Consider the following 22,059-nt stretch of genomic DNA (forward strand, 5'->3'; position numbering starts at 1 on the left):
GCCAAAATCCGATGAGTGGGCCGGAATGTTGGCCCACTGAGCCGATATCGGCCCACTCATCAGACGGACCCGCTATCGCGCGCTCATCAGGAGCGGGGACGGGGGTGCACCGGGCCGGGCGGGGCGTCGACGTCGGCGCCGTCCGGCCGCAGCGAGCGCTGCACCCAGGTGACGTCGTGCCAGGCGCCGTGTTTCCACCCGATCCGCCGCCAGGTGCCGACCGGCTCGAAGCCGAGCGCCCGGTGCAGGCCCTCGCTGGCCGGGTTGGGCACGGTCATGCCGGCGACGGCGGTCCGGTAGCCGCATGCGGCGAGCCTGGCGAGAAGGGCGTCGTAGAGCGCCCGCCCCAGCCCCTCACGGTGCAGCCCCGGTCGCAGGTAGACCGACACCTCACAGCTCCACCGATAGGCGGCACGGGACTTGTACTCCCCGCCGTAGGCGTAGCCGACCACCACGCCGTCGCGCTCGGCCACCAGCCAGGCATGACGCCGCTGCGCGGTGACGATGCGGCGGGCCAGCTCCGAAGCGTCAGGTGCCTCCTCCTCGAAGGTGATGACGGTGTCGCGGACGTAGGGCGCATAGATCGCGGCACAGGCGGCGGCGTCGTCCTCGGTGGCGTCGCGGATCGTCATCGCGCCAGTCTCCGCCGCGGGGGAGTGGCTCAGGCGAGGTTGCGTCCGACCCGCTGAGCAAGACCGATCCCCACCGAGACCGAGACGTTCAGCGACTCCGCGCCGGGATGCATCGGGATTGAGACACGACGCGAGCCCGAGAACCCTTCGGACGGTCCGCGCTTCTCGCTGCCGAAGACCAGCGCCAGGCGCCCCGGCAGCTGCGACAGACCGGACAGCGCCAGATCTCCGTCGGCTTCGAAGCTGACCTGCTCGATGCCGTTGTCCGCCAGGAACGCGGCGGCCTCGTCGTGACCGGTCAGGACGACCGGCAACGAGAAGACGTAGGCGCGGCTGGCCCGCACCAGCCGGCGATCGGCCACCGAGGCGAGCTCGCTGTCCACGAGGACGATGCCGCCGGCGCCGAGGGCATAGGACGTCCGCACGATGGCGCCGATGTTGCCGACGATCCGCACCCCGTCGAGCAGCACGAGGTCGCGTCCGGTGGCGAGCAGGTCGTCGAGGCGGTGCGGCCGCGGCACCCGGGCCAGGCCGAAGGTCTTCGGCCTCCGGTCACCCTTGAAGACGGCGTTGACGACCGTCGGCGACACCAGGCGCATCGGCACGTCGTGGCGCAGGCACGCCTCCAGCACCGGCCCGGGGACCGGCTGGCCGGCCAGCGAGAAGACCTCGTGGAAGCGGACCCCGGCAGCGACGCTGGCGGCGATGGGCTCGGCGTCCTCGATCAGCGCGGTACGGGGAATGCCACGGCCGGGCTTCATGACGTCGAGCACGCGGCGGATCGCCGGGTGCGAGTCGCTGTCGATGAGCTCCGGCGTCGTCACCGCCCGAGCCTAGCCCGTGGCCGGGACGGCGCCGGGTCCTCCCCGGACGAGCGAAGGGCCGGTCCCGCGGGGGAACCGGCCCATCGTCGGAGCGTCGCCTACTTGACGAGCTGCCTGAGCTCGTCGAGCGCCTTCAGCACCTGGGTCACCTTCGGCAGGACGTCGGAATCGGTCTTGGGACGGAAGGTGTCTTGGGCCATCGGGCGCCAGTTCTTCTGGTTCCAGGCGATCCAGTCGTCGTTCTTGCTGCGGTCCAGGGCGGCCGCCATGCCGCGGACGTTCTGGTGGAACCCCTTGCCGGCGTCGCCGTTGTAGGTGCTCACGGTCGGGGTCGCACGGACCACATCGGCGTTGGCGCGCAGGGACTTGAAGATGCTCGCGATGGCCTCCAGGCCGATCTTGCGCTGCCGCTCCTCCTCCTTGGCGATGGCCTCGCCCGCCGCCGCCCAGTCACGGTCGTAGCTCCGGAGGGCGATGAACAGCGTGTCGGCCGTCTTGGCCATGTCGGCGACGTACTTAGTGGAGGAGGCGGGGATGACCTTGCTGGCCTTCCACTTGGTCTGCAACGTCGTGGCGAGATCCCGGACGGCCTGCACCTCCTTGCGAGCAGACTCGACCGAGGACTTGGCCGACGCGGCCTTGCCCTTCAAGGTCTCGAAGTTCGCCGTCGTCCGCTTCACCTTCGCCGTCTCGAAGGCCTGGTTCGGGTCCAGGGCCTCGGCCGGCACCTTCGCCCATGCCGCGTCCAGCTTCTTCAGGGCAGCGCCCATGCCGGTCTCGCCGGCCATCTTCGCGATGACGCCCTTCTTGGCGTCCCACTCCTTGGCCGTGAGGGCCTTGGGCATTTCCTTCTTCACGCTGTACTCCTCCGCATTCCGCCCGCCGGGAATCCCACCGCCAAGTCGTGCGCATCCTCTCCCCGCGCGCGGGGAGAGGACAGGGACATCGGACCTTCGTTCGTTGCGCCCGCGCAGGGGAGCGACCGGCCGCAGCCGACCGCGCCACCGAGTGCCCTCAGGGGGCAATTTGGAGTGGCGCGCAGACCTGAGTACAGTTGCTCCTTGTGCCCGGAGCTATCCGGGTCGTCAGGTGTGCCGCAGCCGTGGTCGCACCGAGCTCCACCCCCGTAGGTCAGCATGATTCCGGCCGGCGGGGATCCGAGGTAGCGCGACACGCCCGACCTCGGGGACCGGAGGTCGGCCCACAGGCGTGGCCGCCCCACACAACAGCACAGCAGATTCGCCGGAGCGCGCCCGCGTCCCGGAAGCAGGACAGATTCGACGAACGAGGAGATTGCAGGCCGCATGCCTACGATCCAGCAGCTGGTCCGCAAGGGCCGCGAGGACAAGGTCGACAAGACCAAGACGCCGGCGCTGAAGGGTTCCCCGCAGCGCCGTGGCGTGTGCACCCGCGTGTACACGACCACGCCCAAGAAGCCGAACTCGGCCCTGCGCAAGGTCGCCCGTGTCCGGCTGACCAGCCAGATCGAGGTCACGGCCTACATCCCCGGCGTCGGCCACAACCTGCAGGAGCACTCGATCGTGCTCGTCCGCGGCGGTCGCGTGAAGGACCTGCCCGGCGTTCGCTACAAGATCATCCGTGGCTCGCTGGACACCCAGGGTGTCCGCGGCCGCAAGCAGGCGCGCAGCCGTTACGGCGCGAAGAAGGAGAAGGGCTAATGCCTCGCAAGGGACCCGCCCCCAAGCGACCGCTGGTCGTCGACCCGGTCTACGCCTCCCCGCTGGTCACCCAGCTGGTGAACAAGGTGCTGCTGTCGGGCAAGAAGTCGACCGCCGAGAGCATCGTCTACGGCGCCCTCGAGGGCACCCGGGACAAGACCGGCACGGATCCGGTGGTGACCCTCAAGCGCGCGCTCGACAACGTCAAGCCCGCCCTCGAGGTGAAGAGCCGCCGCGTCGGTGGCGCCACCTACCAGGTGCCGATCGAGGTCAAGCCGGGCCGCAGCACCACGCTGGCCCTGCGTTGGCTCGTCGGCTACTCGCGTTCGCGTCGTGAGAAGACCATGACCGAGCGCCTCATGAACGAGATCCTCGACGCCAGCAACGGCCTGGGCGCCAGCGTCAAGCGTCGCGAGGACACCCACAAGATGGCCGAGTCGAACAAGGCCTTCGCGCACTACCGCTGGTAGTGCTCGATCGCTCAGCTCGCAAGCTTCGCTGAAGCCGGGTCACCCCCGACCTACAGCACCCGCCCGCCAGCAAGGAAGAGAGACCATGGCAAACGCAGCCGAACTCGCCAAGACCCGCAACATCGGGATCATGGCGCACATCGACGCGGGCAAGACCACGACGACCGAGCGCATCCTCTTCTACACCGGTATCAACTACAAGATCGGTGAGGTCCACGACGGCGCAGCCACGATGGACTGGATGGAGCAGGAGCAGGAGCGTGGCATCACGATCACCTCCGCCGCGACGAAGTGCTCCTGGAAGGGGCACACCATCCAGATCATCGACACCCCCGGTCACGTCGACTTCACCGTCGAGGTCGAGCGCTCGCTGCGCGTCCTCGACGGCGCGGTCGCCGTGTACGACGGTGTCGCCGGTGTCGAGCCGCAGACCGAGACCGTCTGGCGGCAGGCCGACAAGTACTCCGTGCCGCGGATGTGCTTCGTCAACAAGCTCGACCGCACCGGCGCTGACTTCTTCCGCTGCGTCGACATGATGCGCGAGCGGCTGAACTCCAACGCGCTGGTGCTGCAGCTGCCCATCGGCAACGAGGCCGACTTCATCGGTGTCGTCGACCTGGTGCAGATGCGCGCGCTCGTCTGGCGCGGCGAGACCAAGCTCGGTGAGGACTACGAGGTCGAGGAGATCCCGGCCGAGCTCGCCGACCAGGCCGCCGAGTACCGCGAGAAGCTGCTTGAGCAGCTCGCCGACGTCGACGACGAGATCGCCGAGAAGTACCTCGAGGGCGAGGAACTCGACGTCGCCACCATCAAGGCCGCGATCCGCAAGGCGACGCTGGCCGACCTGGTGAACCCGGTCCTCACCGGCACCGCCTTCAAGAACAAGGGCGTGCAGCCGCTGCTCGACGCGGTCGTGGACTACCTCCCGTCGCCGCTGGACGTCGGTGGCGTCACCGGCACGCTGCAGGACGGCGAGACGCCGGCCGAGCGCAAGGCCGACGAGTCCGAGCCGCTGGCGGCGCTGGCCTTCAAGATCGCCACCGACCCGCACCTGGGCAAGCTGACCTTCGTCCGCATCTACTCCGGCGTGATGGAGCAGGGCTCGCAGGTCCTGAACTCCACCAAGGACCGCAAGGAGCGGATCGGCAAGATCTACCAGATGCACGCGAACAAGCGCGAAGAGCTGTCGCGTGCCGGTGCCGGCGAGATCATCGCCGTCGCGGGTCTGAAGCAGACCACCACCGGTGAGACGCTCTCGGACGCGCAGAAGCCCGTCGTGCTGGAGTCCATGACCTTCCCGGCGCCGGTCATCGACGTCGCGATCGAACCGAAGACCAAGGCCGACCAGGAGCGTCTGGGCACCGCGATCCAGAAGCTGGCCGAAGAGGACCCGACCTTCCGCGTCCAGAACGACGAGGAGACCGGTCAGACGGTCATCTCCGGCATGGGCGAGCTGCACCTGGAGATCCTCGTCGACCGCATGAAGCGCGAGTTCCGCGTCGAGGCCAACGTCGGCAAGCCGCAGGTGGCCTACCGCGAGACGATCAAGCGTGCCGTCGAGCGCGAGGACCTCACCTACAAGAAGCAGACCGGTGGTTCGGGTCAGTACGCGAAGGTCCAGGTGGCGCTCGAGCCGCTGGAGATGACCGCGGACGGCCCCTCCTACGAGTTCGAGAACAAGGTCACCGGTGGCCGTATCCCCAAGGAGTTCATCCCCTCGGTGGACGCGGGCGCGCAGGAGGCCATGCAGTACGGCATCCTCGCCGGCTACCCGATGGTGGGCGTGAAGTTCAGCCTGCTCGACGGTGGCTACCACGACGTCGACTCCTCGGAGATGGCGTTCAAGATCGCCGGCTCCATGGTCTTCAAGGCCGCGGCCAAGAAGGCGAACCCGGTGCTGCTCGAGCCGCTGATGGCCGTCGAGGTCACCACGCCCGAGGACAACATGGGCGACGTGGTCGGCGACATCAACTCCCGCCGTGGCCAGATCCAGGCCATGGAGGAGCGTGGCGGCGCCCGTGTCGTCCGCGCCCTGGTGCCGCTGTCGGAGATGTTCGGCTACGTCGGCGACCTGCGGTCCAAGACCCAGGGCCGCGCGAGCTACTCGATGCAGTTCGACAGCTACGCCGAGGTCCCGGCCAACGTGGCCAAGGAGATCGTCGCCAAGGTCACCGGCGAGTAGTCAGCACCACCAGAGTTTCAAGACAACAGTCAACACAAGCCGGACCAAGAAGACCGGCAAACCAGCCCGAGAGGACAGGGATCCACAGTGGCGAAGGCCAAGTTCGAGCGGACCAAGCCGCACGTCAACATCGGCACCATCGGTCACATCGACCATGGCAAGACGACGCTGACGGCAGCGATCTCGCGCGTGCTGCACGACAAGTACCCGGACATGAACCCGAGCACCGAGGCGTTCGACCAGATCGACAAGGCGCCTGAGGAGCGGCAGCGCGGCATCACGATCTCGATCGCGCACATCGAGTACCAGACCGAGAACCGGCACTACGCGCACGTCGACTGCCCCGGTCACGCCGACTACATCAAGAACATGATCACCGGTGCCGCGCAGATGGACGGCGCCATCCTGGTGGTCGCCGCCACCGACGGCCCGATGCCGCAGACCAAGGAGCACGTGCTCCTGGCCCGCCAGGTCGGTGTCCCGTACATCGTCGTCGCGCTCAACAAGGCCGACATGGTCGACGACGAGGAGATCATGGAGCTCGTCGAGCTTGAGGTCCGCGAGCTGCTGACCCAGTACGAGTTCCCGGGCGACGACGCCCCCATCGTCAAGGTCTCGGCGCTGAAGGCGCTCGAGGGCGACGCCAAGTGGGGCGAGTCGGTCCTGGAGCTCATGCAGGCCGTCGACGACTCGATCCCGCAGCCCGAGCGTGACACCGACAAGCCGTTCCTCATGCCGATCGAGGACGTCTTCACGATCACCGGTCGTGGCACGGTCGTCACCGGCCGTATCGAGCGCGGTGTGCTCAAGGTGAACGAGACCGTCGACATCGTCGGCATCCGCACCGACAAGCAGACCACCACGGTCACCGGCATCGAGATGTTCCGCAAGCTGCTCGACGAGGGCCAGGCCGGTGAGAACGTCGGTCTGCTGCTGCGCGGCATCAAGCGCGAGGACGTCGAGCGCGGCCAGGTCGTCATCAAGCCGGGCACGACCACCCCGCACACGAAGTTCGAGGCGAACGTCTACATCCTCTCCAAGGACGAGGGTGGCCGTCACACGCCGTTCTTCAACAACTACCGCCCGCAGTTCTACTTCCGCACCACCGACGTGACCGGCGTCGTGACCCTCCCCGAGGGCACTGAGATGGTCATGCCGGGTGACAACACCGAGATGTCGGTGGAGCTCATCCAGCCGGTAGCCATGGAGGACGGCCTGCGCTTCGCGATCCGCGAGGGTGGCCGCACCGTCGGTGCCGGCCGCGTCACGAAGATCGTCGAGTAGTAGCACCACCAGCTCCACCCCGTCCGGGTGGAGCCGGGCCGATCCGTCGGACCCGGTACTCCACCCGGACGGGTGCCCTCCGCCCCATCGGGCGGGCGGGCTCGAACCTGCAGCAGCACCGAAAACAGTGAAGGTGAGTCAGCCACTATGGCGGGACAGAAGATTCGCATCCGGCTCAAGGCCTACGACCACGAGGCCATCGACGCCAGTGCGCGCAAGATCGTCGAGACGGTGACCCGTACCGGCGCCCGGGTGGTCGGCCCGGTGCCGCTGCCGACGGAGAAGAACATCTACTGCGTCATCCGTTCGCCGCATAAGTACAAGGACAGCCGCGAGCACTTCGAGATGCGCACCCACAAGCGGCTCATCGACATCCTCGACCCCACGCCGAAGACGGTCGACGCGCTCATGCGCATCGACCTCCCGGCCTCGGTCGACGTCAACATTCAGTAAGCGGAGATCTGAACCAATGGCTAACGACAGAACTGGGATCCTGGGCGAGAAGCTCGGCATGACCCAGGTCTTCGACGAGAACAACCGGATCGTTCCGGTCACCGTCGTCAAGGCCGGGCCGTGCGTCGTCACCCAGATCAGGACTCAAGAGAAGGACGGCTACACCGCCGTCCAGCTCGCCTACGGGCAGATCGACCCGCGCAAGGTGACCAAGCCCGTGGCCGGCCACTTCAAGGCCGCCGACGTCACGCCGCGCCGACACCTCGTCGAGCTGCGCACCGACGCCGTCGAGGGCTACACGGTCGGCCAGGAGATCACCGCCGACGTGTTCGCCGCCGGCGCCCGCGTCGACGTCTCGGGCACCACCAAGGGCAAGGGCACCGCCGGTGTCATGAAGCGCCACGGCTTCCACGGCGTCTCGGCCTCGCACGGTGCGCACCGCAACCACCGCAAGCCCGGCTCGATCGGTGGCTGCGCCACCCCGGCGCGTGTCTTCAAGGGCATGCGCATGGCCGGTCGCATGGGCGCGGTCAAGGCGACCACCACCGGCCTCACCGTCCACGGAGTGGACGCCGAGAACGGCCTCATCCTCATCAAGGGCGCCGTGCCGGGGCCCAAGGGCGGCCTGCTGGTCGTCCGCAGCGCCGGCAAGTCCGGTGAGCTCAACCCGGTCGAGAAGGGGCTGTAAGGCGATGACGCTCTCCCTCACGATCCAGAACCCGACCGACGGCGGCGCCAGCGGCGACACCGTCGAGCTGCCTGCCGAGATCTTCGACGTCGAGACCAACGTCGCGCTGATCCACCAGGTCGTCGTGGCCCAGCTCGCTGCGGCGCGCCAGGGCACGCACAAGACCAAGACGCGTGGCGAGGTCCGCGGTGGCGGCAAGAAGCCGTACCGCCAGAAGGGCACCGGCCGCGCCCGTCAGGGCTCGACCCGCGCGCCGCAGTTCGCCGGCGGTGGCACCGTGCACGGCCCGGTGCCGCGCAGCTACGTGCAGCGCACGCCCAAGAAGATGAAGGCAGCCGCCCTGCGCGGTGCCCTCTCCGACCGGGCCCGCAACGACCGCGTCTTCGTCGTCTCCGCGCTGGTGGGTGGCGAGCTGCCCTCCACCAAGGCCGCGGCCGAGGCGCTCAAGTCGGTCAGCACCTCGCGCCACGTCCTCGTGGTCGCGCAGCGCACCGACGAGCTGACCTGGAAGAGCCTGCGCAACGTCGAGACGGTGCACCTGCTCGAGCCGACGCAGCTCAATACGTACGACGTCCTCGTCAGCGACGACCTGGTCTTCACCAAGGCGGCGCTCGACGAGTTCATCGCCGGACCGGCCAAGGGCAAGTCGGCCACCGCGTCGGCGACCGAGTCCGAGACGGTCTCCGTCTCGAAGGGTGATGACGACTGATGTTCGACGATCCTCGCGACGTGTTGCTCGCTCCGGTCATCTCGGAGAAGAGCTACAGCCTGCTCGACGACAACAAGTACACGTTCGACGTGCACCCGCAGGCGAACAAGACCCAGATCAAGATCGCGGTCGAGAAGGTGTTCGGCGTCAAGGTCACCGACGTCAACACCCTCAACCGGCAGGGCAAGCGCAAGCGCACCCGCTTCGGCTACGGCACTCGCAAGAGCGTCAAGCGCGCCGTGGTCACCCTGCGTGCGGGCGACCGCATCGACGTGTTCGGACAGATTGGCTGAGTTGAGCTATGGCTATCCGTAAGTACAAGCCGACGACGCCGGGCCGGCGTGGCTCGTCCGTCGCCGACTTCGCCGAGGTCACCCGCGACCACCCGGAGAAGTCGCTGGTCCGCCCGCTGCACAACAAGGGCGGCCGCAACAACTCGGGCAAGGTCACGACGCGTCACCAGGGTGGCGGTCACAAGCGCGCCTACCGCGTGATCGACTTCCGTCGTCACGACAAGGACGGCGTGCCGGCGAAGGTCGCGCACATCGAGTACGACCCGAACCGCACCGCGCGCATCGCGCTGCTGCACTACGCCGACGGCGAGAAGCGCTACATCCTCGCGCCGCGGCTGCTCAAGCAGGGCGACAACATCGAGAACGGTCCGGGCGCGGACATCAAGCCGGGCAACGCCCTACCGCTGCGCAACATCCCGGTCGGCACCGTGGTCCACGCCATCGAGCTGCGGCCCGGTGGCGGCGCGAAGATCGCCCGCTCCGCCGGTGCCAGCGTGCAGCTGGTGGCCAAGGAGGGTGCGTACGCCCAGCTGCGCATGCCCTCCGGTGAGATCCGCAACGTCGACGTGCGCTGCCGCGCCACCGTCGGCGAGGTCGGCAACGCCGAGCAGAGCAACATCAACTGGGGCAAGGCCGGCCGCATGCGGTGGAAGGGCAAGCGCCCCACCGTCCGCGGTGTCGCGATGAACCCGGTGGACCACCCGCACGGCGGTGGTGAGGGCAAGACGTCCGGTGGTCGCCACCCGGTGAACCCGAACGGACGCCCCGAGGGCCGCACCCGTCGCCGCAAGGCCAGCGACCAGATGATCGTCCGCCGTCGTCGTACGAACAAGAAGAGGTAAGACCGATGCCACGCAGCCTGAAGAAGGGCCCGTTCGTCGACGACCACCTGCTCAAGAAGGTGGACGCACAGAACGACAAGAACACCAAGAACGTGATCAAGACCTGGTCGCGGCGCTCGACGATCATCCCCGACATGCTCGGGCACACGATCGCCGTGCACGACGGCCGCAAGCACGTCCCGGTCTTCGTCACCGAGGGCATGGTCGGGCACAAGCTGGGCGAGTTCGCCCCGACGCGCACCTTCAAGGGGCACGTCAAGGACGACCGTCGCGCACGGCGCGGCTGAGCCGGCTGAACACGGAGACAGGACATGACTGAGCCAGACACCGAGGTCCGCGGCGCCTACGCCAAGGCCTCGCACGTGCGCGTCACGCCGATGAAGGCGCGTCGCGTCATCGACCTCATCCGCAACCGGCCCGCGCAGCAGGCCCTGGCGGAGCTGAAGTTCCAGCCCCAGGCCGCGGCGGAGCCGGTGGCCAAGGTGCTCGCCAGCGCGATCGCCAACGCCGAGAACAACTTCGACCTCGACCCCGAGACGCTGATCATCTCGCGGGCCTACGTCGACGAGGGCCCGACGATGAAGCGGTTCCGGCCGCGTGCCCAGGGCCGGGCGTACCGCATCCGCAAGCGCACGAGCCACATCACCATCGAGGTCGAGAGCATCGACCGGCCGACGACCAAGAAGGGACGGGGCCAGTAATGGGTCAGAAGATCAACCCGAACGGCTTCCGCCTCGGTATCACCACCGACTTCAAGAGCCGCTGGTTCGCCGACAAGCAGTACGCGGAGTACGTCGCCGAAGACGTCAAGATCCGCAAGCTGATGTCGACGGGCATGGAGCGCGCCGGCATCGCCAAGGTCGAGATCGAGCGCACCCGCGACCGCGTCCGCGTGGACATCCACACGGCGCGTCCGGGCATCGTCATCGGCCGCCGTGGCGCCGAGGCCGATCGCATCCGCGGCGAGCTGGAGAAGCTCACCGGCAAGCAGGTGCAGCTCAACATCCTCGAGGTGAAGAACCCCGAGAGCGATGCTCAGCTCGTGGCCCAGGGCGTGGCCGAGCAGCTCTCCAACCGCGTGAGCTTCCGCCGCGCGATGCGCAAGTCGATGCAGTCGACCCTCAAGGCTCCGGGCGTCAAGGGCATCCGGGTGCAGTGCGGTGGCCGCCTCGGTGGCGCCGAGATGTCGCGCTCGGAGTTCTACCGCGAGGGTCGCGTGCCGCTGCACACGCTGCGCGCGAACATCGACTACGGCTTCTACGAGGCCAAGACCACCTTTGGCCGTATCGGCGTCAAGGTGTGGATCTACAAGGGCGAGGTCCCGACCGGTTCGCGCAGCGAGCGCGAGGCCGCGGTCGCCGCCGAGGCGCTGCGCCAGCGTCGCGACCGGCCCGCGGGTGGCGGCCGTCCGCGCCGCTCCGGCTCGCAGGGCACGACGGGTGTCAGCACCGACGCCGGCCGCGCCGCCTCCGGTGAGGGTTCGGTCGCGACCGCCCCCGCCGAGACCGCGACCGAGGCCGTCGAGCCCACGGTCACGACCGAGCCCACGACTGCCCCGGTCACCTCCGAGGCCGTCGCCGACACCGCTGGTGCCGAGGGCATCGTGGCGCAGGCGCCGCAGCCCGACGGCGAGTCCGCCCCCGCGACCGAGGCCGCTCCGGCCGAGGCCGCAGAGAACACGGAGAGCTGATCATGCTCATTCCCCGTCGAGTCAAGCACCGCAAGCAGCACCACCCCACCCGCCGTGGCATGGCCAGCGGCGGCACGCAGGTGGCCTTCGGTGAGTACGGTGTGCAGGCCCTGGAGCCGGCGTACGTGACCAACCGGCAGATCGAGTCGGCGCGTATCGCGATCAACCGGCACATCCGTCGTGGCGGCAAGGTGTGGATCAACATCTACCCCGACCGTCCGCTCACCAAGAAGCCCGCCGAGACCCGCATGGGTTCCGGGAAGGGCTCGCCGGAGTGGTGGATCGCCAACGTCAAGCCGGGTCGCGTGCTCTTCGAGCTCTCCTTCCCGAACGAGAAGGTGGCCCGTGAGGCGCTGACCCGCGCCATTCACAAGCTGCCGATGAAGTGCCGGATCGTGACGCGAGAGGGCGAGGTCTGATCCCCGTGTCGACCACTACCAACGAACTGCGCGAGCTCAACGACGACGAGCTCGCCACCCGGCTGCGGGAGTCCAAGGAAGAGCTGTTCAACCTGCGCTTCCAGATGGCGACCGGGCAGCTGGACAACAACCGGCGACTGCGCACCGTGAAGCACGACATCGCACGGATCTACACGATCTTGCGCGAGCGTGAGCTCGGCCTGTCGGTCGCCCCGAGCGAGGGTGTGACCGCGTCATGACCGAGGCAACCGAGACGGCCAGCGAGCACGGCCGCAACTATCGCAAGATCCGTGAGGGTCTCGTCGTCAGCGACAAGATGGACAAGACCGTCGTCGTCGAGGTCGAGGACCGCGTCAAGCACCCCCTCTACGGCAAGGTGCTGCGTCGCACCAACAAGATCAAGGCTCACGACGAGTCCAACGAGGTCGGCATCGGCGACCGCGTGCGGCTGATGGAGACCAAGCCGCTCTCGGCCACCAAGCGCTGGCGCGTCGTCGAGGTCCTCGAGAAGGCCAAGTAAGCGCAGCACGGCACCGCCGCACCACAGTGAAACCGTCCCCGTGCAGGGGAACAGGTCCTATCTCTCAGGAGTAAGCAGTGATTCAGCAGGAGTCGCGACTTCGGGTCGCCGACAACACCGGAGCCAAGGAGATCTTGTGCATCCGGGTGATGGGCGGCTCGGGACGTCGCTACGCCGGCATCGGCGACATCATCGTCGCCACGGTCAAGGACGCGCTGCCCGGCGCCGGTGTGAAGAAGGGTGACGTCGTCAAGGCGGTCATCGTCCGCACCGTCAAGGAGCGCCGGCGTCCGGACGGCAGCTACATCCGCTTCGACGAGAACGCCGCCGTCCTCATCAAGACCGACGGCGAGCCCCGCGGCACCCGCATCTTCGGCCCGGTGGGCCGCGAGCTGCGCGACAAGCGGTTCATGAAGATCATTTCTCTCGCTCCCGAGGTGCTGTAGTCATGAAGGTAAAGAAGGGCGACGAGGTCGTCGTCATCGCGGGCAAGGACCGCGGCGTGAAGGGCAAGGTCATCGCGGCCAACCCCGAGACCAACAAGGTCATCGTCGAGGGCGTCAACCGCGTCACCAAGCACACTCGCGTCTCCCAGACGAACCGCGGTGCGAAGGCCGGCGGCATCGAGCACATCGAGGCCCCGATCAGCGCCAGCAACGTCATGGTGATCGACGGCGAGGGCAAGGCCACCCGCGTCGGCTACCGGCGTGACGAGGAGAGCGGCCGCAACGTGCGCGTGTCCCGCCGCTCCGGGAAGGACATCTGATGACCGCGGCTACCGAGGTCCCCACGCCTCGCCTCAAGACGCGTTACCGCGACGAGATCGTCCCGGCGCTGACGAAGGAGTTCTCCTTCGCCAATCCGATGCAGGTCCCCGGCCTGACGAAGATCGTCGTCAACATGGGTGTCGGCCAGGCGGCCAAGGACAGCAAGCTCATGGACGGAGCCGTCCGCGACCTGACCCTCATCACCGGTCAGAAGCCGCTGGTGCAGCGCGCCCGCAAGTCCATCGCGCAGTTCAAGCTGCGTGAGGGCATGCCGATCGGCGCGAAGGTCACCCTGCGCGGCGACCGGATGTGGGAGTTCCTGGACCGCCTGCTCTCGCTGGCGCTGCCCCGCATCCGCGACTTCCGCGGCCTGTCCGACCGTCAGTTCGACGGCAACGGCAACTACACCTTCGGCCTGACCGAGCAGTCGATGTTCCACGAGATCGACCCCGACTCGATCGACCGGCAGCGTGGCATGGACATCACCGTGGTCACCACCGCCACCAACGACGACGAGGGACGCGCCCTGCTGCGGGCGCTCGGCTTCCCGTTCAAGGAGAACTGACATGGCCAAGACCGCTCTGAAGCAGAAGGCGGCTGCCAAGCCCAAGTTCGCCGTGCGCGGCTACACCCGTTGCCAGCGCTGCGGGCGCGCGCACTCGGTCTACCGCAAGTTCGGCCTCTGCCGTATCTGCCTGCGCGAGATGGCCCACGCGGGCGAGCTCCCCGGCGTCACCAAGTCCTCCTGGTAATCCTCCTTCGCCACAGGCCCGGCCGATGATCCGGCGGGGAACCAGGGCGAGAAAGAAGAACACATCATGACCATGACCGACCCCATCGCGGACATGCTGACGCGCGTCCGCAACGGCAACACGGCCTACCACGACACCGTCGACATGCCGCACTCCAAGCTCAAGGGGCACATCGCCGAGATCCTGAAGCAGGAGGGCTACATCGCCGGCTTCAAGATCACCGAGGCCCCGGAGGGCCAGGTGGGCCGTGTCCTCACGCTCGAGCTGAAGTACGGCCCGAACCGTGAGCGCAGCATCGCCGGTGTCCGGCGCGTGTCCAAGCCCGGCCTGCGGGTGTACGCCAAGTCCACCGGACTGCCGCGCGTACTCGGTGGCCTGGGTACCGCGATCATCTCGACGTCGTCCGGCCTGCTGACCGACAAGCAGGCCGCGAAGCGTGGCGTGGGCGGCGAAGTCCTCGCCTACGTCTGGTAAGGGAGAGCTTCCAATGAGTCGAATCGGACGGCTTCCCGTCGCCGTGCCGTCAGGCGTCGATGTCACCGTCGCCGGCCAGGACGTCACCGTGAAGGGGCCCAAGGGCACCCTGAGCCACACCGTGGCCACGCCCATCACCGTCAGCAAGGGCGAGGACGGCACCATCGTCGTCGACCGCCCCAACGACGAGCGTGAGTCGAAGGCGCTGCACGGCCTGTCGCGCACCCTGATCGCCAACATGGTGGTCGGTGTGACCGAGGGCTACGTCAAGAAGCTCGAGATCACCGGTACCGGTTACCGCGTCACCGCCAAGGGCAGTGACCTCGAGTTCGCGCTCGGCTACTCGCACCCGGTCGCGGTCAAGGCGCCCGAGGGCATCACGTTCCGCGTCGAGGCCCCGACCCGCTTCAGCGTCGAGGGCATCGACAAGCAGCAGGTCGGCGAGGTCGCCGCCAAGATCCGCAAGCTGCGCAAGCCCGACCCGTACAAGGGCAAGGGCGTCCGTTACGCGGGCGAGGTCATCCGCCGCAAGGCCGGTAAGGCAGGAAAGAAGTAATGGCTGCATCCACCATCACCCGTCAGGCCCGCAGCTCGGCCAACATCTCGGCCAAGCGCCGGGCGGCCCGTTCGCGGCGCCACTTCCGGCTGCGGAAGAAGGTCGTCGGCACCGCCGAGCGTCCCCGCCTCATCGTGACCCGCTCGGCGCGACACCTCTTCGTGCAGGTCGTCGACGATGCCAAGGGCGTCACGCTCGCCTCGGCCTCGACCTTCAAGGCCACCGACGGCGACAAGACCGCGCAGGCCAAGGCCCTGGGCACGACCCTCGCCGAGGCGGCCAAGGCGGCCGGCGTGACCAAGGTCGTCTTCGACCGTGGCGGCAACACCTACACCGGGCGGATCGCGGCCTTCGCCGACGCCGCCCGTGACGCTGGATTGGAGTTCTGACATGCCCGGACCTCAGCGTGGCCGTACCGGTGGACCCGGCGGCAACGAGCAGGGCGGCGGCGGTCGTGGCGACCGGCGTGACCGTCGTGACGGCGGCCGTGGCGGCAACGCCCCGGAGAAGAGCACGCACCTCGAGCGTGTCGTAACCATCAACCGCGTCGCCAAGGTCGTCAAGGGCGGTCGGCGCTTCAGCTTCACCGCGCTGGTGATCGTCGGCGACGGCGACGGCACCGTGGGTGTCGGCTACGGCAAGGCCAAGGAGGTTCCGGCCGCCATCGCCAAGGGTGTCGAGGAGGCCAAGAAGAACTTCTTCAAGGTCCCGCGGATCCAGTCGACGATCCCGCACCCGATCCAGGGCGAGGCCGCGGCCGGCGTCGTGCTGCTCAAGCCCGCCAGCCCCGGTACCGGCGTCATCGCCGGTGGTCCGGTGCGCGCGGTCCTCGAGTGCGCGGGCATCCACGACGTGCTCTCCAAGTCGCTCGGCTCGGACAACCCGATCAACATCGTGCACGCCACCATCACCGCCCTGAAGGGCCTGGTGCGTCCCGAAGAGGTGGCGGCCCGCCGTGGCCTGCCGCTCGAGGACGTCGCCCCCGCAGGCATGCTGCGTGCGCGCGCCGGCCAGGGAGTCTGACGTCATGGCCAAGCAGCTCAAGATCACGCAGACGAAGTCGGGCATCGGCTACAAGCAGAACCAGAAGGACACGCTGCGGTCGCTGGGTCTCAAGCGGATGCACGACACCGTCGTCAAGGAGGACCGGCCCGAGATCCGCGGCATGGTCAACACCGTCACTCACCTCGTGACGGTCGAGGAGGTCGACTGACATGGCTGGCACGCTCAAGGTTCACCACCTGAAGCCGGCACCGGGCTCGCACACCAAGAAGACCCGTGTGGGTCGTGGTGAGGGCTCGAAGGGCAAGACGGCCGGCCGCGGTACCAAGGGCACGGGCGCGCGCTACCAGGTGCCGTTCGGTTTCGAGGGTGGCGCGACGCCGATCCACATGCGGCTGCCGAAGCTGAAGGGCTTCAAGCCGCGCAACAAGGTGGCCTTCCAGGTCGTCAACGTGGCCCAGCTCGCCTCGCTCTTCCCCGAGGGCGGCACCGTCGGTGTCGACGAGCTCGTCGCCAAGGGCGCCGTCCGCAAGGGCGAGCCGGTCAAGGTCCTCGGCAACGGCGAGCTGACCGTCAAGCTCGATGTCACCGCCGACGCCTTCTCCGGTTCCGCCCGCGAGAAGATCACCGCCGCCGGCGGTAGCGTCACCGCCCACTAGCCGTCCCGCGCGCCGGAGTGCCGCAGCCGCCGACCGTCACGGTCCCGGCCGCAGCGCCCCGGCGCGCGAACGCATAGAGTGAGGCGGTTCGCCGGGAGCCTCCCGGTGTTCCGCGGGCCCAGCCGGGCCGTGCACCGTCACGGTGCCGGCCGGAACGAGGGCCCGAACCCACGACAGCAGTCCAGCAGGAGGACCAGTGCTCAGGGCGTTCGCATCGGCCTTCCGCACGCCTGATCTGCGGAAGAAGATCCTCTTCACGCTCGCCCTGATCGCGCTGTACCGGTTGGGTGCGTCGATCCCGACGCCGAACACCAACACCTCGGCGATCAACGCCTGCCTCAACGCCGCCGAGGCCGGGCAGAACCGTGACGTCTACTCGCTGATCAATCTCTTCTCCGGTGGCGCGCTGCTCAAGCTCGCCGTCTTCGCGCTCGGCATCATGCCGTACATCACCGCGAGCATCATCATCCAGCTGCTCGTCGTGGTCATCCCGCGCTTCGAGCAGCTGAAGAAGGAAGGCCAGTCGGGTCAGAACAAGCTGACCCAGTACAGCCGGTACCTCACCATCGGCCTGGCCATCCTGCAGTCCACGGGCTTCATCGCCCTCGCCCGCTCGGGGCAGCTCTTCCAGGGCTGCAGCCAGAACATCCTCTACAAGCAGGACGTGTGGACGCTGGCGACCATGGTCATCACGATGACCGCCGGTACCGCCGTCATCATGTGGCTGGGCGAGCTCATCACCGACCGGGGTGTCGGCAACGGCATGTCCGTGCTGATGTTCACCTCCATCGCTGCGCGCATCCCGTCCGAGGGTCGCGTCATCCTGCAGAACGCCGGCGGCTTCATCTTCACCCTGATCCTGGCCCTGGGGCTGGCCATCATCGTGGCCGTGGTCTTCGTCGAGCAGGCGCAACGGCGGATCCCGGTGCAGTACGCGAAACGGATGGTCGGCCGACGCCAGTACGGCGGCACCTCGACCTATCTGCCGCTGAAGGTGAACCAGGCCGGCATCATCCCGGTCATCTTCGCCTCGTCGCTGCTGTACATCCCGCAGCTGATCAGCCAGCTCACGAGCAGCAACTCCAACACCGGATTCGCCCGATGGGTCAACCAGCACCTGCTGACGCAGACGGACCCCATCTACCTGACGGTGTACTTCCTGCTGATCATCTTCTTCGCCTACTTCTACGTCGGCATCACCTTCGACCCCGTCGAGCGGGCCGACGACATGAAGAAGTACGGCGGCTTCATCCCGGGTATTCGACCGGGACGTCCCACGGCCGAGTACCTGCAGTTCGTCCTGTCCCGGCTGACCTTCCCGGGGTCGCTGTATCTGGGCTTCATCGCCGTCCTGCCGAGCTTCTTCTTCAACCTCACCAGCGGTAACAACCAGAACTTCCCCTTCGGCGGGACCGCGGTGCTGATCATGGTGGGCGTGGGTCTGGACACGGTGAAGCAGATCGAGAGCCAACTCATGCAGCGCAACTACGAAGGCTTCCTCCGTTGAGGCTGGTGCTCGTCGGCCCACCGGGCGCGGGTAAGGGCACGCAGGCCGAATTCATCGCCCAGCACTTCGGCATCCCCAAGATCTCGACCGGCGACATCTTCCGCGCCAATGTCTCCGGCGGGACCGAGCTCGGCCGCCAGGCCAAGAAGTACATGGATGCCGGCGACCTGGTCCCCGACGAGGTCACCAACGCGATGGTGAAGGACCGGCTCGCCGAGCCCGACGCCGCCGAGGGCTTCCTGCTCGACGGCTTCCCGCGCAATGTCGCCCAGGCCGGCGTCCTCACCGACATCCTCGACGCGATCGGTTCGCCGCTGTCGGTGGTGCTCGATCTGGAGGTCGACTTCGAGGAGGTTGTTCGCCGGCTCTCCGGCCGACGCACCTGCAAGCAGTGCGGCCACGTCTGGCATCTGGAGTACGACGCGCCGAGCACGCCGAACGTCTGCGACCGCTGCGGCGGCGAGCTGTACCAGCGGGACGACGACAAGCCCGAGACGGTCCGCCACCGCCTCGATGTCTACGCCCAGCAGACGGCGCCGCTGATCGACTTCTATCGCGAGCGCGGCCTGCTGGAGTCCATCGACGCCCTGGGCGCAGTGGAGGACATCACCGAGCGGGCCATCGCCGCACTCACGCCGTACGCGGGCTGACATGCGCAGAACCGAGCGGATCCAGATCAAGACGCCGGAGCAGATCGCGATCATGCGCGAGGCCGGTCTCGTCGTCGCGCGGGGTCTGGCGGCCATGCGCGAGGCGGCGGCGCCCGGTGTCTCGACCGCCGACCTGGACGAGATCGCGCGCGGCGTGCTGCGGGAGGCCGGCGCGACGCCGTCCTTCCTGAACTACCACGGCTTCCCCGCCGTGATCTGCGCGTCGGTGAACGACCGCATCGTCCACGGCATCCCGTCGTCGCAGGAGAAGCTGGCCGACGGTGACCTCATCTCGATCGACTTCGGCGCCATCGTGGACGGCTGGCACGGTGACTCGGCGATGTCCGTGGCCGTGGGTGAGGTCGCTGCTGATGTCGCGCGGCTGTCGCAGGTCTGCGAGGCCTCCATGTGGGACGGCATCGCCGCCGTCCGCGCCGGTGGCCGGCTGACCGACATCTCGCACGCGGTGGAGACGTCGATCCGGCAGGCGGGGCCGTACGGCATCGTCGCCAATTACGGCGGCCACGGCATCGGCTCCGAGATGCACATGGAGCCGCACGTCTTGAACTACGGCAAGGCCGGCCGGGGTCCCAAGCTGGTGCCGGGTATGGCGCTCGCCATCGAGCCGATGGTGACTCTCGGCGACCCGGAGGCCCGGGAGCTCGAGGACGGCTGGACCGTCACGACCGTCGACGGCTCGTACGCCGCCCACTGGGAGCACACCGTCGCCCTGCTCGACGACGGACCGTGGGTGCTCACCGCGCTCGACGGCGGCCGGGCCGAGCTGGCCGCGCGGGGTGTGCAGCTCTCTGCCGCTGCCGCCTGAGCCGACGACCTTCACCGGTACTGCCGGTGTTCGTCCCGCCGGTAGCCGACCGCGGCCAAGACCGCGAAGAGGACGGTGTAGCAGGCGAGGGCGAGCACCTGATGGCTCGGCCAGGAGTTGCGCAGCCCCCATTCGGTGAGCAGGTCCGACCACTGCCGGGTGGGCAGCCAGGGCGACACCGAGGCGACGACCGAGGGGAGCGACTGCGGCGGCGTGCCGAAGAGTCCGCCGGCGTAGGAGAGCGGGAGGTAGAGCAGGTTGGTGACCGGCACCGCGCCGCGTTCGGAGAGCAGGTACCCGAGCATCAACCCCAGCAGGCCGAGGGGAATCGACCCCACCAGCAGGCTCACGCCCACCCGCATCCAGGTGGCCAGGTCGAGCGAGACCGGCGTGAGCAGCGACGCGCAGACACAGAGCGGCAGGAGCGCCCCCACGCCGAAGCCGGCGGCCACCAGCAGCCGCGCGCCGAAGCGATGACCTGCCCCGGAAGGCAGCGTCCGCAGGAAGCGCTCCCACGCCGACTCGCGTTCGACGGCGATGCCGACCCCGAACTGGAACATGACGATGCCCAGCAAGGCGAAGGCGCCGTAGCCGACCAGGGTCCCGGCCGCGATCGCCGATGAGCCGTTCACCGTCGGCGCACCGAAGATCACGTACGTGACCAAGGGCAGCGCCAGGGACGGCACCGTCACCGCGGGCAGGTGGATGAGCTCGTCCCACTGCGTCCGCGCATTCAGCAGCACCCACCTCATCGGCCTTGCTCCTCCCCGACGCCGGCAGCGACCTCGTCTCCGCTGAATTCCAGGACGTCGGCCAGCGGTACCGGACCCACTACAAGCTCGCTGATGGTCAGGCCCGCCGTCTGCAGCGCCGCGACAAGACCGGCGGGATCGTGGGTGTGCCACCGCAGCCGCCCCGGCGGCGCCGGCAGTGGCTCGACCTCGGATCGCGCAGCCGTCAACTCGATGCTCGCCGCACGCTCGGCCGGGGGCACCGCGAGCTCCACGCTGTACCCACCGAGGCGCCCGCGCACCTCGTCCAGGCCACCGGCGAAGGTGACGTGTCCGTCGGCGAGGGTCACTACGCGGTCGGCGTGGCGGTCGATGTCGGCGAGGATGTGACTGGTGACCAGGACGCAGCCGCCCCGAGCGCCGTGCTCTCGCAGCAGCTCCCAGGTCCGCGCCCGGTACTGCTCGTCGAGGTTGGTCGTCGCCTCGTCGAGCACCAGCACCGGTGGGGCGGCCAGCAGCGCCAGCGCGAGGGCAAGCCGGCGACGCTGCCCCCCGCTCAGCCCGCCAATCCGTCGACCTGCGAGGCCGGCGACCCCGAGCCGGTCGAGGATGTCGGCGTCCTCGCCCGAATAGCGGCTCGTCCGTCGCTGTCCGCGCACCAGGGCGAGACACGTGTCGACGCCGAGCGCGGGCGGAAAGCCGATCTCCTGCGGCGCGAGCGCGACGAGCGAGCGGGCGGCTGCACTGCCGGCTGGTTCGCCGGCGACGACGACGCTGCCCGAGTCGATCCGACGGGTACCGCACACCAGGCCGACCGTCGTGCTCTTGCCGGCGCCGTTGGGACCGAGCAGTGCGGTGACCGCCCCCGCCGGACAGCTGAAACTGATGTCGTCGAGGATAATGCGTCCGGCCAGCGCCTTGGTGACACCGACGACCTCGATCAGATCGTCCGTCATGACCGAACCTCCTGCGTCTGGCGAGCGCGCAAGCCGTGGGCTGCGATGTTGTACGCGGTGTGGGCCGCGGCGGCGGGACCGAGCTGGCCGGTCAGCAGTGTCGCCGCCGTCCAGCCGAGGGTGTTCGGCACGTGGACCGCGGCTGACGTGGCACCGTCGCGGCGGAGGTGGAGGGCGCTGAACCCGGCGGCGCTGGCCGCGGCGGCGACCCACCGCAGCGGTCCACGGCGTGCGACGAGCAGTGGACCGCGCCAGAGCACCTCCTCCACCACCACGCCGGCAGAGATCCAGCCCAGCAGCCACGCCGTGCCGATGCCGGAGGTTGGCCACCACCACTGCGCCCTGGGACTGACGCGAGCAACCGCAACCGCGGGTGCGGCGGTGGCGAGCAGCAGGCCGGCCGTCATGGCGGGCCGGCGGCACCGGCCGGTCTCGAACCGAGCCGCCACGCGCCGGTGACCGGCGAGCAGGACGACGGCTGCCATCAGCCGCGG

33 protein-coding genes and 1 pseudogene are annotated in these 22,059 nt (G+C 68.5%); 28 read left to right on the top strand and 6 right to left on the bottom strand.

Going from position 1 to position 22,059, the window contains the following annotated elements; all coding sequences use genetic code 11:
* Positions 1-86: 86 nt before the first annotated feature.
* From AC0NZQ_RS05020 to AC0NZQ_RS05030, 3 genes are all read right to left on the bottom strand, one after another.
* Positions 87-632, bottom strand: a complete 546-nt coding sequence (locus AC0NZQ_RS05020) for an N-acetyltransferase family protein (protein ID WP_474528546.1) — start codon at positions 630-632, stop codon at positions 87-89.
* 29 nt (positions 633-661) lie between these two features.
* On the bottom strand, positions 662-1,456 hold the full coding sequence (locus AC0NZQ_RS05025; RefSeq protein ID WP_474528547.1) for a TrmH family RNA methyltransferase: 795 nt from the start codon (positions 1,454-1,456) through the stop codon (positions 662-664).
* Positions 1,457-1,554: 98 nt separating this feature from the next.
* Positions 1,555-2,313: a hypothetical protein gene (locus AC0NZQ_RS05030; protein ID WP_474528548.1), complete on the bottom strand. Its 759-nt coding sequence runs from the start codon at positions 2,311-2,313 to the stop codon at positions 1,555-1,557.
* A 447-nt stretch (positions 2,314-2,760) separates the two neighbouring features.
* On the opposite strand from AC0NZQ_RS05030, the gene rpsL reads away from it, so the two are divergent.
* The 28 genes and pseudogenes from rpsL to map all read left to right on the top strand — a co-directional run bounded on the left by rpsL (position 2,761) and on the right by map (position 19,878).
* Positions 2,761-3,135 (top strand): 30S ribosomal protein S12, encoded by a 375-nt coding sequence (gene rpsL / locus AC0NZQ_RS05035; RefSeq protein WP_474528550.1) that lies wholly within the window; start codon positions 2,761-2,763, stop codon positions 3,133-3,135.
* Positions 3,135-3,605 (top strand): 30S ribosomal protein S7, encoded by a 471-nt coding sequence (rpsG, locus tag AC0NZQ_RS05040; protein ID WP_474528551.1) that lies wholly within the window; start codon positions 3,135-3,137, stop codon positions 3,603-3,605. The genes rpsL and rpsG overlap by 1 nt, the downstream gene beginning before the upstream one ends.
* Positions 3,606-3,690: 85 nt before the next feature.
* Entirely contained in the window at positions 3,691-5,787 is a 2,097-nt protein-coding gene (fusA, locus tag AC0NZQ_RS05045; protein WP_474528552.1) for an elongation factor G, read from the top strand.
* Between the two features lie 87 nt (positions 5,788-5,874).
* Complete coding sequence (gene tuf, locus AC0NZQ_RS05050) at positions 5,875-7,071, top strand: elongation factor Tu (RefSeq protein ID WP_474528553.1); 1,197 nt, start codon at positions 5,875-5,877, stop codon at positions 7,069-7,071.
* Between the two features lie 147 nt (positions 7,072-7,218).
* The gene (rpsJ, locus tag AC0NZQ_RS05055) at positions 7,219-7,524 is read left to right on the top strand and encodes a 30S ribosomal protein S10 (RefSeq protein WP_040804197.1); all 306 of its coding nucleotides are present in this window, start codon (positions 7,219-7,221) and stop codon (positions 7,522-7,524) included.
* 16 nt (positions 7,525-7,540) lie between these two features.
* Complete coding sequence (rplC, locus tag AC0NZQ_RS05060; protein ID WP_474528554.1) at positions 7,541-8,212, top strand: 50S ribosomal protein L3; 672 nt, start codon at positions 7,541-7,543, stop codon at positions 8,210-8,212.
* Between the two features lie 4 nt (positions 8,213-8,216).
* Positions 8,217-8,921: a 50S ribosomal protein L4 gene (gene rplD, locus AC0NZQ_RS05065; RefSeq protein WP_474528555.1), complete on the top strand. Its 705-nt coding sequence runs from the start codon at positions 8,217-8,219 to the stop codon at positions 8,919-8,921.
* On the top strand, positions 8,921-9,214 hold the full coding sequence (rplW, locus tag AC0NZQ_RS05070) for a 50S ribosomal protein L23 (RefSeq protein WP_474528557.1): 294 nt from the start codon (positions 8,921-8,923) through the stop codon (positions 9,212-9,214). The genes rplD and rplW overlap by 1 nt, the downstream gene beginning before the upstream one ends.
* Before the next feature lie 8 nt (positions 9,215-9,222).
* Positions 9,223-10,056, top strand: coding sequence for a 50S ribosomal protein L2 (rplB, locus tag AC0NZQ_RS05075; protein WP_474528558.1), 834 nt, complete (start codon positions 9,223-9,225; stop codon positions 10,054-10,056).
* A gap of 5 nt (positions 10,057-10,061) precedes the next feature.
* Positions 10,062-10,343: a 30S ribosomal protein S19 gene (rpsS, locus tag AC0NZQ_RS05080; protein ID WP_474528559.1), complete on the top strand. Its 282-nt coding sequence runs from the start codon at positions 10,062-10,064 to the stop codon at positions 10,341-10,343.
* A 24-nt stretch (positions 10,344-10,367) separates the two neighbouring features.
* A complete protein-coding gene (rplV, locus tag AC0NZQ_RS05085; protein ID WP_474528560.1) occupies positions 10,368-10,757 on the top strand; it encodes a 50S ribosomal protein L22 in 390 nt (129 codons plus the stop codon).
* Positions 10,757-11,575 (top strand): annotated as a pseudogene (gene rpsC, locus AC0NZQ_RS05090) (30S ribosomal protein S3); the annotation flags it as partial. The gene rplV and the pseudogene rpsC, both read left to right, overlap by 1 nt.
* A 173-nt stretch (positions 11,576-11,748) precedes the next feature.
* Positions 11,749-12,165, top strand: a complete 417-nt coding sequence (rplP, locus tag AC0NZQ_RS05095) for a 50S ribosomal protein L16 (RefSeq protein WP_073387647.1) — start codon at positions 11,749-11,751, stop codon at positions 12,163-12,165.
* Positions 12,165-12,404 (top strand): 50S ribosomal protein L29, encoded by a 240-nt coding sequence (gene rpmC, locus AC0NZQ_RS05100; protein WP_474529426.1) that lies wholly within the window; start codon positions 12,165-12,167, stop codon positions 12,402-12,404. Before rplP ends, rpmC begins: the two co-directional genes overlap by 1 nt.
* Positions 12,401-12,685 (top strand): 30S ribosomal protein S17, encoded by a 285-nt coding sequence (rpsQ, locus tag AC0NZQ_RS05105; protein WP_474528561.1) that lies wholly within the window; start codon positions 12,401-12,403, stop codon positions 12,683-12,685. The genes rpmC and rpsQ overlap by 4 nt, the downstream gene beginning before the upstream one ends.
* 77 nt (positions 12,686-12,762) lie before the next feature.
* Positions 12,763-13,131 (top strand): 50S ribosomal protein L14, encoded by a 369-nt coding sequence (gene rplN / locus AC0NZQ_RS05110; RefSeq protein ID WP_073387636.1) that lies wholly within the window; start codon positions 12,763-12,765, stop codon positions 13,129-13,131.
* 2 nt (positions 13,132-13,133) lie between these two features.
* Positions 13,134-13,451, top strand: a complete 318-nt coding sequence (gene rplX, locus AC0NZQ_RS05115) for a 50S ribosomal protein L24 (protein WP_474528562.1) — start codon at positions 13,134-13,136, stop codon at positions 13,449-13,451.
* The gene (gene rplE / locus AC0NZQ_RS05120) at positions 13,451-14,017 is read left to right on the top strand and encodes a 50S ribosomal protein L5 (RefSeq protein ID WP_474528563.1); all 567 of its coding nucleotides are present in this window, start codon (positions 13,451-13,453) and stop codon (positions 14,015-14,017) included. The genes rplX and rplE overlap by 1 nt, the downstream gene beginning before the upstream one ends.
* A gap of 1 nt (position 14,018) precedes the next feature.
* A complete protein-coding gene (locus AC0NZQ_RS05125) occupies positions 14,019-14,204 on the top strand; it encodes a type Z 30S ribosomal protein S14 (RefSeq protein WP_474528564.1) in 186 nt (61 codons plus the stop codon).
* A gap of 66 nt (positions 14,205-14,270) precedes the next feature.
* A complete protein-coding gene (rpsH, locus tag AC0NZQ_RS05130; protein ID WP_474528565.1) occupies positions 14,271-14,678 on the top strand; it encodes a 30S ribosomal protein S8 in 408 nt (135 codons plus the stop codon).
* A gap of 13 nt (positions 14,679-14,691) precedes the next feature.
* Positions 14,692-15,234: a 50S ribosomal protein L6 gene (gene rplF, locus AC0NZQ_RS05135; RefSeq protein WP_474528566.1), complete on the top strand. Its 543-nt coding sequence runs from the start codon at positions 14,692-14,694 to the stop codon at positions 15,232-15,234.
* Complete coding sequence (gene rplR, locus AC0NZQ_RS05140; RefSeq protein WP_474528568.1) at positions 15,234-15,623, top strand: 50S ribosomal protein L18; 390 nt, start codon at positions 15,234-15,236, stop codon at positions 15,621-15,623. The genes rplF and rplR overlap by 1 nt, the downstream gene beginning before the upstream one ends.
* 1 nt (position 15,624) lies before the next feature.
* Positions 15,625-16,257: a 30S ribosomal protein S5 gene (rpsE, locus tag AC0NZQ_RS05145; RefSeq protein ID WP_474528569.1), complete on the top strand. Its 633-nt coding sequence runs from the start codon at positions 15,625-15,627 to the stop codon at positions 16,255-16,257.
* A 4-nt stretch (positions 16,258-16,261) separates the two neighbouring features.
* The gene (gene rpmD / locus AC0NZQ_RS05150; protein ID WP_474528571.1) at positions 16,262-16,447 is read left to right on the top strand and encodes a 50S ribosomal protein L30; all 186 of its coding nucleotides are present in this window, start codon (positions 16,262-16,264) and stop codon (positions 16,445-16,447) included.
* 1 nt (position 16,448) lies between these two features.
* Positions 16,449-16,895, top strand: coding sequence for a 50S ribosomal protein L15 (rplO, locus tag AC0NZQ_RS05155; protein ID WP_474528572.1), 447 nt, complete (start codon positions 16,449-16,451; stop codon positions 16,893-16,895).
* 196 nt (positions 16,896-17,091) lie between these two features.
* Positions 17,092-18,402, top strand: a complete 1,311-nt coding sequence (gene secY / locus AC0NZQ_RS05160; protein WP_474528573.1) for a preprotein translocase subunit SecY — start codon at positions 17,092-17,094, stop codon at positions 18,400-18,402.
* On the top strand, positions 18,399-19,052 hold the full coding sequence (locus tag AC0NZQ_RS05165; RefSeq protein ID WP_474528574.1) for an adenylate kinase: 654 nt from the start codon (positions 18,399-18,401) through the stop codon (positions 19,050-19,052). The genes secY and AC0NZQ_RS05165 overlap by 4 nt, the downstream gene beginning before the upstream one ends.
* Position 19,053: 1 nt before the next feature.
* Complete coding sequence (gene map / locus AC0NZQ_RS05170) at positions 19,054-19,878, top strand: type I methionyl aminopeptidase (RefSeq protein ID WP_474528575.1); 825 nt, start codon at positions 19,054-19,056, stop codon at positions 19,876-19,878.
* An 11-nt stretch (positions 19,879-19,889) separates the two neighbouring features.
* Here the strand turns inward: map and AC0NZQ_RS05175 are convergent, their stop codons facing one another.
* From AC0NZQ_RS05175 to AC0NZQ_RS05185, 3 genes are read right to left on the bottom strand one after another with little or no spacing between them, the layout of a single operon-like run.
* Positions 19,890-20,630 (bottom strand): ABC transporter permease, encoded by a 741-nt coding sequence (locus tag AC0NZQ_RS05175; RefSeq protein WP_474528576.1) that lies wholly within the window; start codon positions 20,628-20,630, stop codon positions 19,890-19,892.
* Positions 20,627-21,565 carry an ATP-binding cassette domain-containing protein gene (locus AC0NZQ_RS05180; RefSeq protein WP_474528577.1) on the bottom strand — a complete coding sequence of 313 codons (939 nt, stop codon included), beginning with the start codon at positions 21,563-21,565 and terminating at the stop codon, positions 20,627-20,629. Before AC0NZQ_RS05180 ends, AC0NZQ_RS05175 begins: the two co-directional genes overlap by 4 nt.
* Positions 21,562-22,050 carry a CPBP family glutamic-type intramembrane protease gene (locus AC0NZQ_RS05185; RefSeq protein ID WP_474528579.1) on the bottom strand — a complete coding sequence of 163 codons (489 nt, stop codon included), beginning with the start codon at positions 22,048-22,050 and terminating at the stop codon, positions 21,562-21,564. The genes AC0NZQ_RS05180 and AC0NZQ_RS05185 overlap by 4 nt, the downstream gene beginning before the upstream one ends.
* Between the last annotated feature and the right edge of the window lie 9 nt (positions 22,051-22,059).

The organism is Jatrophihabitans sp. sgz311053 (assembly GCF_056135305.1).

Coding starts and splice junctions, on each gene's coding strand:
- rplB (WP_474528558.1), top strand. CDS start 9,223: ATGGCTATCCGTAAGTACAAGCCGACGACGCCGGGCCGGCGTGGCTCG.
- rpsQ (WP_474528561.1), top strand. CDS start 12,401: ATGACCGAGGCAACCGAGACGGCCAGCGAGCACGGCCGCAACTATCGC.
- rpsE (WP_474528569.1), top strand. CDS start 15,625: ATGCCCGGACCTCAGCGTGGCCGTACCGGTGGACCCGGCGGCAACGAG.
- rpsH (WP_474528565.1), top strand. CDS start 14,271: ATGACCATGACCGACCCCATCGCGGACATGCTGACGCGCGTCCGCAAC.
- rplD (WP_474528555.1), top strand. CDS start 8,217: ATGACGCTCTCCCTCACGATCCAGAACCCGACCGACGGCGGCGCCAGC.
- rpsG (WP_474528551.1), top strand. CDS start 3,135: ATGCCTCGCAAGGGACCCGCCCCCAAGCGACCGCTGGTCGTCGACCCG.
- fusA (WP_474528552.1), top strand. CDS start 3,691: ATGGCAAACGCAGCCGAACTCGCCAAGACCCGCAACATCGGGATCATG.
- rplW (WP_474528557.1), top strand. CDS start 8,921: ATGTTCGACGATCCTCGCGACGTGTTGCTCGCTCCGGTCATCTCGGAG.
- rplC (WP_474528554.1), top strand. CDS start 7,541: ATGGCTAACGACAGAACTGGGATCCTGGGCGAGAAGCTCGGCATGACC.
- AC0NZQ_RS05020 (WP_474528546.1), bottom strand. CDS start 632: ATGACGATCCGCGACGCCACCGAGGACGACGCCGCCGCCTGTGCCGCG.
- rplR (WP_474528568.1), top strand. CDS start 15,234: ATGGCTGCATCCACCATCACCCGTCAGGCCCGCAGCTCGGCCAACATC.
- rplF (WP_474528566.1), top strand. CDS start 14,692: ATGAGTCGAATCGGACGGCTTCCCGTCGCCGTGCCGTCAGGCGTCGAT.
- rplP (WP_073387647.1), top strand. CDS start 11,749: ATGCTCATTCCCCGTCGAGTCAAGCACCGCAAGCAGCACCACCCCACC.
- AC0NZQ_RS05175 (WP_474528576.1), bottom strand. CDS start 20,630: ATGAGGTGGGTGCTGCTGAATGCGCGGACGCAGTGGGACGAGCTCATC.
- rplV (WP_474528560.1), top strand. CDS start 10,368: ATGACTGAGCCAGACACCGAGGTCCGCGGCGCCTACGCCAAGGCCTCG.
- AC0NZQ_RS05125 (WP_474528564.1), top strand. CDS start 14,019: ATGGCCAAGACCGCTCTGAAGCAGAAGGCGGCTGCCAAGCCCAAGTTC.
- rplX (WP_474528562.1), top strand. CDS start 13,134: ATGAAGGTAAAGAAGGGCGACGAGGTCGTCGTCATCGCGGGCAAGGAC.
- AC0NZQ_RS05185 (WP_474528579.1), bottom strand. CDS start 22,050: ATGGCAGCCGTCGTCCTGCTCGCCGGTCACCGGCGCGTGGCGGCTCGG.
- rpsL (WP_474528550.1), top strand. CDS start 2,761: ATGCCTACGATCCAGCAGCTGGTCCGCAAGGGCCGCGAGGACAAGGTC.
- rpsJ (WP_040804197.1), top strand. CDS start 7,219: ATGGCGGGACAGAAGATTCGCATCCGGCTCAAGGCCTACGACCACGAG.
- rplE (WP_474528563.1), top strand. CDS start 13,451: ATGACCGCGGCTACCGAGGTCCCCACGCCTCGCCTCAAGACGCGTTAC.
- rpsS (WP_474528559.1), top strand. CDS start 10,062: ATGCCACGCAGCCTGAAGAAGGGCCCGTTCGTCGACGACCACCTGCTC.
- map (WP_474528575.1), top strand. CDS start 19,054: ATGCGCAGAACCGAGCGGATCCAGATCAAGACGCCGGAGCAGATCGCG.
- AC0NZQ_RS05180 (WP_474528577.1), bottom strand. CDS start 21,565: ATGACGGACGATCTGATCGAGGTCGTCGGTGTCACCAAGGCGCTGGCC.
- rpmD (WP_474528571.1), top strand. CDS start 16,262: ATGGCCAAGCAGCTCAAGATCACGCAGACGAAGTCGGGCATCGGCTAC.
- rplO (WP_474528572.1), top strand. CDS start 16,449: ATGGCTGGCACGCTCAAGGTTCACCACCTGAAGCCGGCACCGGGCTCG.